Origin of the sequence: Victivallis sp., assembly GCF_048170485.1 — a bacterium.
Taxonomy (GTDB): Bacteria; Verrucomicrobiota; Lentisphaeria; order Victivallales; family Victivallaceae; genus Victivallis.
This window is the reverse complement of sequence record NZ_DBEXAY010000212.1, coordinates 1-10,433: the sequence shown is the minus strand read 5'-3', so window position 1 is coordinate 10,433 and position 10,433 is coordinate 1. Positions and strand designations below refer to the sequence as shown.

Annotated in this window: 9 protein-coding genes; 7 read left to right on the top strand and 2 right to left on the bottom strand. The window is 62.9% G+C overall.

The window, feature by feature from the left end:
* Positions 1-1,947 (top strand): ribonuclease R family protein (locus ACMLHG_RS11080; RefSeq protein ID WP_417170533.1); only part of this gene is annotated, 1,947 nt, incomplete at its 5' end.
* Between the two features lie 26 nt (positions 1,948-1,973).
* Here the strand turns inward: ACMLHG_RS11080 and ACMLHG_RS11075 are convergent.
* Positions 1,974-3,860 (bottom strand): heavy metal translocating P-type ATPase, encoded by a 1,887-nt coding sequence (locus ACMLHG_RS11075; RefSeq protein WP_417170532.1) that lies wholly within the window; start codon positions 3,858-3,860, stop codon positions 1,974-1,976.
* Positions 3,861-3,970: 110 nt separating this feature from the next.
* Positions 3,971-4,246, bottom strand: a complete 276-nt coding sequence (locus ACMLHG_RS11070) for a metal-sensing transcriptional repressor (protein WP_417170531.1) — start codon at positions 4,244-4,246, stop codon at positions 3,971-3,973.
* Positions 4,247-4,597: 351 nt separating this feature from the next.
* On the opposite strand from ACMLHG_RS11070, the gene ACMLHG_RS11065 reads away from it, so the two are divergent.
* The 6 genes from ACMLHG_RS11065 (at position 4,598) to ACMLHG_RS11040 (ending at position 10,353) form a co-directional block, all read left to right on the top strand.
* Positions 4,598-5,869: a phosphatidylserine decarboxylase family protein gene (locus ACMLHG_RS11065; RefSeq protein ID WP_294436962.1), complete on the top strand. Its 1,272-nt coding sequence runs from the start codon at positions 4,598-4,600 to the stop codon at positions 5,867-5,869.
* A gap of 263 nt (positions 5,870-6,132) precedes the next feature.
* Positions 6,133-6,564: an exosortase system-associated protein, TIGR04073 family gene (locus tag ACMLHG_RS11060; RefSeq protein ID WP_294436964.1), complete on the top strand. Its 432-nt coding sequence runs from the start codon at positions 6,133-6,135 to the stop codon at positions 6,562-6,564.
* Between the two features lie 114 nt (positions 6,565-6,678).
* Positions 6,679-7,779, top strand: a complete 1,101-nt coding sequence (gene ychF, locus ACMLHG_RS11055; RefSeq protein ID WP_295811276.1) for a redox-regulated ATPase YchF — start codon at positions 6,679-6,681, stop codon at positions 7,777-7,779.
* Positions 7,780-7,888: 109 nt separating this feature from the next.
* Positions 7,889-8,278, top strand: coding sequence for a TraR/DksA family transcriptional regulator (locus ACMLHG_RS11050; RefSeq protein ID WP_294436969.1), 390 nt, complete (start codon positions 7,889-7,891; stop codon positions 8,276-8,278).
* Positions 8,275-8,826, top strand: coding sequence for a signal peptidase II (gene lspA / locus ACMLHG_RS11045; protein WP_294436972.1), 552 nt, complete (start codon positions 8,275-8,277; stop codon positions 8,824-8,826). The genes ACMLHG_RS11050 and lspA overlap by 4 nt, the downstream gene beginning before the upstream one ends.
* Before the next feature lie 18 nt (positions 8,827-8,844).
* Positions 8,845-10,353, top strand: coding sequence for an NAD(P)H-hydrate dehydratase (locus ACMLHG_RS11040; RefSeq protein WP_417170530.1), 1,509 nt, complete (start codon positions 8,845-8,847; stop codon positions 10,351-10,353).
* Positions 10,354-10,433 lie beyond the last annotated feature (80 nt).

Genomic DNA, 10,433 nt, shown 5'->3' with positions numbered 1-10,433 from the left:
ATTGCCGACCGTGCCCGCCGCCGCCGCGAGGAGCGCCATCAGATCGTTGTGGGGAAACTGACCGTCACCCCGGGCGGATTCGGATTTGTCGCACTGCCGCCCGCGCCGGACGGGCATCCGCAGGAGGATGTGTTCATTCCGCCGAAGTTCATCGGCAGTGCGATGGATGGCGACGAGGTCCGGGTGGAACTGCTGCCGCAGCGGGAGGAGTTCCGCAAGGAGCGGCGCGGCCCCGCCGGACGGGTGGTCGAGGTGATCGATCAGGCGCGGGAGGAGTTCGTCGGCGAACTGCTCCCCGGCAACCGCGTGCGGCCGCTGAATCGCCGGATGCCGGATGATGTCGAGATTTCCGGCGCCCGCCACGGCGCCCGCCGCGGCGACTGGGTCCGGGTGCGGCTGCTCCGCAACGATGGCGGCGTCTGGCATGGCGCGATCAACAAGGTGATGGGGCGCGCCGGCGTGATCGCCGCCGACCTCGACGCGATCGTCGCCGAATACGATCTTGCTCCGCCCTACCGGGAGTCGGACAACGAGGAGGCGCTGGCGCTCCAGCCGCGCGAGATCGCCCGCGAGGACCGCACCGGCGAACTCACCGTCACCATCGACCCGGTCGACGCGAAGGATTTTGATGACGCGGTTTCGATTCTGCCGGGGAAGAAGGAGTCCGAAGTGATCGTCGGCGTGCACATCTCCGACGTGGCGGCCTACATCGCGCCGAAGTCGAAATTCGACCGGGCGGCGGAGACGCGGGGATTCAGCTGTTACCTGCCGGGGCGGACGCTGCCGATGCTTCCGGCGGCGCTGACCGCGCGGATCAGCCTCCGTGCCGGGGCGGATTCCTGTGCCCATTCGGTCTACTTGACGGTGGACAAAGCCTCCGGGAAGGTGCTCGACTTCCACCGCATCCACACGAAAATCCGGGTCGATCACCGGCTCAACTACGAAGAGGTGCAGTCGTTCATCGACACCGGCAAGGCGCCCGAAGGGTGGTCGGAGGCGCTTTGCAACTCTCTGCGTGACCTGGTCGCCGTCACCCGCCGGATGCGGGAGTACCGCAAGGCGAACGAGTCCTTCATCGATCTGGCGCTGCCGGAAATCCGGGTGCTGTGCAGCGAGGCGGACAACCGCATCCTCGGGCTTTCGGTGAAGACCGCCCGCGAGTCGGAGAATCTGGTCGAGGAGTGTATGCTGGCCGCCAATTCGGCGGTGGGAACCGAACTCGGGCAGAAGAGCGTGGCCGGGCTCTACCGGGTCCACCCGGCGCCCGATCCGGAGAAGATCGCCGAATTCTCCGACCTCATGGAGGAGGCGTTCGGCATCGTTCCCGGCGACCTGACCGACCGGAAGGCGTGCAACCGCTTCATCGCCGGTCTGCCGGACGATCCCAGGCGGCCGGTGATTCTGAGCCATCTGCTCCGTTCGCTGCCGCGCGCCTATTACCTCGAAAAGCCGGCGCTGCACTTCGGGCTGGGCAAGGGGCGCTACAGCCATTTCACCAGCCCGATCCGGCGCTATCCGGACCTCATCGTACACCAGCAGCTGTGGAACCTCGACACCCATGTGCGGACCCGTTCGGTTTCGACGCTGGCCCGGGTGGCCGAGGAGTGCTCCGAGAAGGAGGAGAACAACGACGCCGCCTATTTCGCCGCGAACGACCGGCTGAAACTCCGCTACCTCCAGGAACTGCTCGAGAAGGGCGGGGAGAACATGTACGAAGGGGTGGTCGCCAAGGTGACCAGCGCCGGACTGCAGGTGGATGTCTATGAACTGGGACTCTACGGATTTGTTCCGCGGGAACAGTTGCGCGGCGACTTCCGCCGTTCGAGCCGGTCGCTGAAACTCCGGCGCGGGGAGCAGGGGTACAAGACGGGCGACTTCATCTACCTGCGTCTGGCGCAGATCGACTTCGCCCGCGGCAACGCGGTCTTTGTGCCCGCCGGGCGCTGAGAGTGGATCGAACGTGTTCCGGCCGGTCAGAGTTTCCGGCCGGAGCCCCCTTTCCAGCTCAGCAGCAGCGCGGAGTTGAGCACGACCGCGACGGACCCGGCGTTGTGAACCAGCGCGCCCGCCACCGGATTGAGGATGCCCATTCCGGCAAGGAGGATGGCGACGAAGTTCAACACCATCGAAAAGGTCAGATTCAGGCGGATTGTCGTCATGGTCCGCCGGGCCAGGCGCAGCAGGTAGGGCAGCTGGCGGATGTCGTCGTCGACCAGGGCGATGTCCGCGGCCTCCACGGCGATGTCGCTGCCGATGCCGCCCATGGCGATGCCGACGTACGCCTTTTTCAGCGCCGGGGCGTCGTTGATGCCGTCGCCGATCATGCAGACCGGTTCGCCCGCCTGCTGAAAGCGGTCGATGATCGCCAGTTTCTCCTCCGGCAGGCAGTCGGCGTGTATTTCGTCGATGCCGGATGTTTCGGCAATGTGCCGGGCGGCGTTGCGGTTGTCGCCGGTCAGCAGGGCAGGGCGGATGTCCAGGGCGCGGATTCCCGCGATCACCTCGGCCGCGTTGTCCCGGAGCACGTCGGCAAGTACGACGAAACCGCAGAACGTCCCGTCCATGGCCAGATGGATGACGGTCGCTCCCTCCGCAGTCCGCTGTTCGGCCTGGCGGCGGGCGGCGGCGGGGATCTCAATGCCGGCGCGCTCCAGCAGCTCCGGTTTGCCCGCCAGAAGGGAACGGCCTTCCACCACGGCCGCCACGCCCCGGCCGGGAAAGAGTTCGAAGGAGTCCGGCTGGGGAATTGTCAGCTCCGGATGGGCTTCGCGACAGCTGTTCACCACCGCTTTGCCGAGCGGGTGTTCGGAGCGGAGTTCCGCCGCCGCCGCCAGCCGGTAGAGCTCCTGTTCGGTCAGCGCTTCGAGCATGGAGTAGAGGGCGACCACCTTCGGCGTTCCGCAGGTGAGCGTGCCGGTTTTATCCAGCACCACCCGTTTGACATCGGCCAGACGTTCGAGCGCGTCCCCTTCGCGGATCAGAACCCGGTGACGGGTCGCGTTGCCGATCGCCGCCATGATCGCCGTCGGCGTCGCCAGAACCAGTGCGCAGGGGCAGAAGACCACCAGAATGGTTACGGCGCGGATGATTTCCCCGGTGACGCACCAGACCCCCGCCGCCGCCAGCAGAGCGATCACCACGATCCAGGTGGCCCAGCGGTCAGCCAGCCCGACGATCCGCGCTTTGCCGGCGTCGGCGGACTGCACCAGGCGGACCATCCGCTGGATGGCGCTGTCGGAGTCGCGGCGGGTGGCGCGCATGTCGAATGCGCCGAAGCGGTTGACCGTGCCGCTGAACACCTCGTCGCCCGGCTGTTTTTCCACCGGCATCGATTCGCCGGTCACCACCGACTGGTCGATGGAGCTTTCGCCATGCAGGATGAGGCCGTCCACCGGAATGGTCTCCCCGGGGAGCACCCGGAGCGTGTCGCCCACTTCGACCGCTTCCGCCGGAACCATCTCCTCATTTCCGCCGATCAGGCGGCGGGCGATGCGCGGAGTCAGACGGATCAGTTTTTCGATGCCCGCCTGCGCTCTGGCGACGGTGCTCTCTTCCAGAAAGGAGCCGATCTGCATGATGAAGGCGACCTCGCCGGCGGCGAAGATTTCCCCGATGATGACCGAGGCGATCAATGCCAGGGAGACCAGCAGGTCGGCCTTGATGTCGAACCGGGTGTACAGGCCGACGGCGGCGTCTTTGAGAATGGGGATTCCGCACAGCACGATGGCGACCCAGGCGGCGTCGATCCGCATCGTGCCGGAATCGGCGAGGCTGACCAGCAGGGAGATTCCGGAGAGAACCAGAAGGAGGATCTTCCGGAAGTTTTCATGTTTCATCCAGGTGAGCCATTGTGACGGCATCGCGGCAACTCCTTATATTCTGATGAACCGGCAGTTCTTTAATATACGTATGGGGGTATGGGTATGCAAGCGGGAAACGGAAAAAACAGGAAAAATTCTGGAGCGGCGGGTCAGGATTTGTTGGCGAAGTGGGCCAGGGCTCTGGCGAATTCGGAGATGGTCTTGTCGGCGTCGCCATGTTCGATGCCGTCGCGGACGCAGTGGCGCAGATGGCCTTCGAGGATGATCTGCCCGATCTTGTGGAGGGCACCTTTGGCCGCGTTGATCTGGATCAGAACCTCCTCGCAGGGGATGTCGTTTTCAATCATTTTGTCAATGGCGTTCAACTGCCCGATCAGTTTGTTCATCCGGCGGTGCAGATTTGCCGCATCCCTACATTTGCGCATTGTGAGACCCTCGCTTTCCGACACACTCTTCTATTACGGTACTGCCGAATTGCCCGCTTGTCAAGCGGCGACGGGGAGGGCGGTGTCAGAAGAGGGGGAGGGGCGGTGAAAAAATCCTGTTTTATAAATTTATAAATTTCGCTTGAAAAAGCAATTGACCGGCGCTATAGTGAAGAGCGGGACGAAGTTGAGGAGGAGCTGGAAGTCCCGGGGAACCGCCATCGAAAGCCGGCGGTTCCCGCCTGCCATGATCGGAGAAAACGGACGCCGCGGTCCCGCGGTGTTTTCTGTAACAATGCCTTCCGGCGGGGCCGTTGATCTGCCGGAACGCGGAACAGGAGGAGGAGTATCATGAGCACCACAGTCAAACCGATGAACAAGACGTTCGCCGCCGGCAGATGGATGCCGCGGGATCGGGAAACCCTCGCCGCATGGATGCGCAAGATCATGGCGAAGGCGGAAAAGGACACCGGGCCGCTGAAGCCGGTCGTCGAAGACCTCAAGAACTTCATTGAGAACGATGCCGAGGCGTACATGTTCTTCTCGCAGATGTTCAGCGAAGTTCCGGAACGCAAGGTGGAGTCTCCCACCGGACTGCCGCAGGTGCGCGACTATCAGCATATGCTCCGGCTGTTCAATGTGATTTTGAATCACGCGCCGGAGTTTTCGGAGAACGGCCTGGTCGGTTTCCCGTTCAACGCGATTCTCGACTGGTCGATGGCGACGGCCGGCGGCTGGGCGGCGTTCATCGACCACAAGGTCAATCGCCATATCCAGGCGATTTTGAACGAGTGGGGGACGTTTCTGCGTTCGCCGGAAAGCACCTACGTGCTGAACGATGATCCGCGGAACGGCTGGTTCGGCGAGGATGCCCGCAAGGCGATGCCGACCTTTGCCGAGGAGTTTGTCTGCGACCCGTCGAAGCCGCATTACGGCTTCAAGTCCTGGGATGATTTCTTCATCCGGCAGTTCCGGGAGGGGGTGCGTCCGGTCGCCGAGCCGGAGAACGACGCCGTCGTCGTCAACGCGTGTGAATCGGCCCCCTTCGCACTGGCGCGCAACGTGCAGATGCGCGACCGGTTCTGGATCAAGGCGCAGCCGTACGCGCTGCAGTTCATGCTGGGCAACGACCCGCGGGCGAAGCTGTTTGCCGGCGGAACGGTCTATCAGGCGTTTCTGAGCGCGCTGAGCTATCACCGGTGGCACTCTCCGGTATCCGGGCGTGTGGTGAAGACCGCCATCATTCCCGGCACCTACTATTCGGAATCGCGGAGCGTCGGGTACGACCCGGAAGCGCCGAACGACTCCCAGGGATATCTGGCGGAGCTGGCGACCCGGGCGGTGGTCTACATCGAGGCGGACAATCCGGATATCGGTCTGATGTGCTTTATCGCCATCGGCATGGCGGAGGTCTCGACCTGCGACATCTCCGTCTACCAGGGGCAGCACATCAAGAAGGGGCAGGAGACGGGCATGTTCCACTTCGGCGGCTCGACCTACTGTCTGGTGTTCGGGCCGCACGTCAACATCGAGTTCGACCTGCACGGGGAGAAGCCGGGGCTGGAGAGTTCGAACATCAACATCAACTCCCGTCTGGCGACGGTCGGACCGCGGAAGAAATAGGTTCCGGCCGAATCACGGGAAATCGGAAACCGGCGGACGACCTCCGCCGGTTTTTTATTCCGCGGCGTTTTTGAGGAGAAATCGGGTGAAAACGGCGGATTCTGCGGGGAAATCGGAGGAAACGGCCACTCATTTTTGAAGAAATGTGAATTTTCTTCTTGCATTTTTCGAACTCCAAAATTATATTGCTACAAGTGAGTTGTTCTGAACGGTTGAAAAACGCGTTTTCGACGTGAAATTCATAATTCGAAGGATGAAGACCCATGAGATTCGGAAAGAGTGTTGTCGCTTCTGTGATTCTTGCAGTGATGATGATCGGAGTATCGGTGCAGGCTGCGCCGGATGATCCGTGGGTCATGAAGCCTGTCGAGAAGCTGGGGCGCGGAATTGCCAACGTCGCGTTCGGGCCGCTGGAGATTCTCATCCGGGGCTGGGATGTGACGCAGGAGCTGGGCGGCATCGCCGGCATCACCTACGGTCCTCTGAAGGGGGTCGCCTACTGCATCGCCCGTGAGGTGGTCGGCGTGATCGACATCGTCACTTTCCCGGTGCCGCTGCCGGATTGCCCGGAGGATCCGGAGGGCTTCGGCGCCGGTTACGGGCCGATCATGCGTCCGGCCTGGGTGGTGGATATCGAGCACAACGCCTTCAATTTCGTGTTTGACGACAGCTCGATTGTCTCTTCGGATTACTGATCGGGCGGCCGTGTCCGCCGGACGCGGCGCGGAATATGGTCCGCATCGGGTGCAGTGGCGCCGGTGCGGATTTTTTTCTTGATTGCAGCAAGTTGATAATACGGATGAAGTAAGATGAGTTTTTCCTGTGGTTTTGTCGGATTGCCGAATGTCGGCAAGTCAACGCTGTTCAACGCGCTCTGCCGGGGCGGAGCGGAAGCGGCGAATTTCCCGTTCTGCACGATCGAGCCGAATACCGGCATCGTCCCGGTTCCGGATGAGCGGCTTCAGGTGCTCTCCGATCTGGAGCACTCCGGGCGGATTGTGCCCTCCACGCTGAAATTCATCGATATTGCCGGTCTGGTCAAGGGAGCGAGTCAGGGGCAGGGGCTGGGCAACCAGTTTCTCGGGCACATCCGCGGGGTGGACGCGATTGCGCATGTGGTCCGGCTCTTTCAGGATCCGGACGTGGTCCATGTGGAAGGCACGATCGATCCGGTCGGGGATCTGGAGACGATTCTGACCGAACTCATGCTGGCCGATCTCGAAATGCTCGAAAAGCGCCGCGACAAGGCGCACAAACTTGCCCGCTCCAACGATCCGGATGCGAAGCTGGAATATGAGACGATCCGCGACCTCGCCGATCAGCTTGCCGAAGGGAAGACGCCGGTGTACGACAAGGAGAACCCGAAGGTGGTCGAGCTGGTGCGTTCTCTCGGACTGCTGACGGTGATGCCGGCGTTCGTCTGCGCGAACACCGACGAGGAGTGTTTCCGGAATTTCGACACCGATCCCCGCGCGGCGCGGCTGAAGGAGTTCGCCGCCGAACATCACATGGAGGTGGTTCCGGTCTGCGCCAAACTGGAGGAGGAGCTCGGCCAGCTCGAACCGGACGAGGCGGCGATGTTCATGGAGGAGCTCGGAATTGTCGAGACCGGCCTCACCCGGGTGATTCACACCGGGTACCGTCTGCTCGACTACATCACCTTCTTCACCGCCGGGCCGATGGAGTCCCGGGCGTGGACGGTGACGCGGGGCACGCCCGCGCCGCAGGCGGCGGGGAAGATTCACACCGATCTCTGCCGCGGATTCATCCGGATGGAGACGGTTTCCTACGAGGATCTCGTCGCCGCCGGCGGCTGGGCCAAAGCGCAGGCGGCCGGGAAGTTGCGCATCGAAGGCAAAGAGTATCTGATCCAGGACGGCGATGTGATTCATGTGCGTTTTTCGGTTTGAAAAAAATCGAAACTGGAGTATATTACCAAGATAAAGAGGGCGGGGCAACGGGGATTCCCGCTGGTACCGCATGGGTTGATCAAGGTAATATTTATCGATAGGGAAGCAAATGGCTAAGAAACCGGCAAAACTGGTGTTCGAAGGCAAGGATAAGGAGCATTATGAAGCTCTGATGCGTGCCCGCGAAATGGTGACCAGCCAGATGAAATATCACGCCGAAGACGCTCTGGACTGCAGCAATGCGGACAAACGCGGGGTCACGACCCATATGGCGGATGTTTCGAGCGACAATTCGCGCCATGAGATGGAGTTGCGGATGCTGACCGAAGAGGGGAACGTTCTGCAGCTCATCGAAGATGCGATTCAGCGGTTGATCGACGGGGAGTACGGCAAGTGTCAGGAGTGCGGCGAACCGATTTCGGAAGGCCGTCTGGCAATTCGTCCTTACGCGGTCTTCTGCGTGAAATGCAAGTCCCGGCACGAAAAAGAACAATTATGATTGAACTGCCGTCTTTCTTCCGGCAGATGGAGCCCGGTTCCCGTCGTGAACGCGCCGTCATCGGCGCGTCGTTGGCGGCGGCCGGGTTTATTCTTCTCCTCGATCAGGTCACCAAAGTGATGGTGGAGCGCAGTTTTCAGCTGCACGAAAGCCGGGTTCTGATCGAAAATTTCTTCTCGCTCACGTTTGTGCGCAACTACGGCGCGGCATGGAGTCTCTTCAGCGGGCAGGGGTGGTTTCTGCTCGCGGTGGCCGCGCTGGTGACCGTGGGGTGCTTCTGGTTCTTCCGCTATCTGACGGAGGGGTATCCCGAACGCTGTCTGGCGATCTTCATTATCCTCGGCGGGGTGGCGGGCAATTCGATCGACCGCATCTGGCGCGGTGCGGTGGTGGATTTCTTCGATGTCCACTGGTACGATGCGCACTGGCCGATTTTCAATGTGGCGGACATCGCCATCTGCGTCGGAGTCGGCCTCTTTCTGCTTTCCAGTTTGCTGCGCAAGCCGAAGAAGGCGGCGGAGGAGAACGAAGCTGCCGTCTCCGAATGAACGGAGGAGGAAATCGCGATGAAGGCTGTCCGAATTGAAGGGATGCGCCGGGCCGAAGCCCGGCTGATCGCCTCCGGGACTCCCGGTTACACGCTGATGCGCCGGGCAGGGGAGGGGGCGGCGGAATTTCTGCGCGAATGGATCCGGGGCCGCGGCATCCGGCGGGTGGTCGCCGTGATCGGGCGCGGCAACAACGGCGGCGATGCGCTGGTGACCGCCGCCGCGCTGGGGTTGCCGGCCAAGGTCTGTGCCGTTTCGCCGCTCGCGGAGCTGCGCGGGGAGGCGGCACAGGCGGTGGCGGATCTGCCCGGGTCGATTCCGGTACGGGTGTGCGAAACGCTCGGTCCGGAGGAGTTCCGCAGCGGCGACCTGATTCTGGATGGTCTGCTGGGAATCGGCTTTACCGGGAAACTGCGGCCGCAGTTTGAACAGTTCATCCGCGTGATCAATGCAAGCCGTCTGCCGGTCGTGGCGATGGATCTGCCGTCCGGGCTGGAGGGCGACAGCGGCGAGGCGGCGTCCGGAGTCGCCGTGGAGGCGGCGCTCACCCTGACCTTCGGCTTGCCGAAACGGGGGCTGTTTCACGGCGACGGGCCGCGCTGTTGCGGCCGGCTCCGGCTGATCGATATCGGTGTGCCGGAGGAATTCACGCATGAAGAGGAGGGGGAAGCGTGTTACTTCTGGCGCGATGCCCTGGCCGATTTCCCCCGACAGGAGTTCGACACCCACAAGATGCGTCGCGGCCGGTTGCTGATTGCCGCGGGCAGTCGGGAGTATTCCGGGGCGGCGGTGCTGGCGGCGCATGCCGGATTGCGCGGCGGCGCCGGGCTGGTGCGGCTGGCCGTACCAGGGGAACCTCGGGCACAGGTGCCGGCGGCGCTGATTCTGGAGAGGGTTCCAGCTGCGGCGGATGGCGGATTCGGAACGGCTTCGCTGGAGCGTCTGGCGGCGCTGGCGTCGTCGAGTGACGCGATTGCGGCCGGCTCCGGGTGGGGGCGCGGTCCGGAACGGGGAGAGGTGCTGTCGGCGCTGTTGGACTTCCCGGGAGCGTTGCTCCTGGATGCGGATGCGCTGAACGCCGCGGCCGCTGAACCGGAGCGCTGGAAGCGGCGCGATGGAGTGGTGATCACCCCGCATCCCGGGGAGGCGGGCCGTCTGGCGGCGGGATTCGGCATCGACATCTCGCCGGACCGGGTTGCGTTTGCACGGGCGCTGGCGGAGCGTCTTCATGCGGTGACGGTGCTCAAGGGGGCGTTCACGGTGGTGGCCTCGCCGGACGGAGAGTGGAGCATCAACACTTCGGGGACCCCGGCCCTGGCAACGGCGGGCTCGGGGGAGGTGCTGACCGGTCTTAGGGGGGCGTTGCTCGCCCAGCGGCCGGAGGAGCCGTATCGCATGGCCCGGCTCGGAGTTTTTCTCCACGGTCTGGCCGGCGAGGTCGGCGGAGCGGGGTTGATCGCGGATGATCTGCCCGGGTTGTTCCCCGGAATTTTCCGCCGCCTTGTGAGCGGCGGAACCGCGGTGTAAAACAGCTTTCGAGAGCACCGAAATCCGTAAAAATCCGTGATTTCCGGGAAAATTTCGGTTTTTTTTAAAAAAAAAGCGAA

Bases quoted from the DNA above. Each gene is read 5' to 3' on its own strand.
- lspA (WP_294436972.1), top strand. From the start codon at position 8,275: ATGATTGAACTGCCGTCTTTCTTCCGGCAGATGGAGCCCGGTTCCCGT.
- ACMLHG_RS11070 (WP_417170531.1), bottom strand. From the start codon at position 4,246: ATGCGCAAATGTAGGGATGCGGCAAATCTGCACCGCCGGATGAACAAA.
- ACMLHG_RS11050 (WP_294436969.1), top strand. From the start codon at position 7,889: ATGGCTAAGAAACCGGCAAAACTGGTGTTCGAAGGCAAGGATAAGGAG.
- ACMLHG_RS11075 (WP_417170532.1), bottom strand. From the start codon at position 3,860: ATGCCGTCACAATGGCTCACCTGGATGAAACATGAAAACTTCCGGAAG.
- ACMLHG_RS11065 (WP_294436962.1), top strand. From the start codon at position 4,598: ATGAGCACCACAGTCAAACCGATGAACAAGACGTTCGCCGCCGGCAGA.
- ACMLHG_RS11060 (WP_294436964.1), top strand. From the start codon at position 6,133: ATGAGATTCGGAAAGAGTGTTGTCGCTTCTGTGATTCTTGCAGTGATG.
- ACMLHG_RS11040 (WP_417170530.1), top strand. From the start codon at position 8,845: ATGAAGGCTGTCCGAATTGAAGGGATGCGCCGGGCCGAAGCCCGGCTG.
- ychF (WP_295811276.1), top strand. From the start codon at position 6,679: ATGAGTTTTTCCTGTGGTTTTGTCGGATTGCCGAATGTCGGCAAGTCA.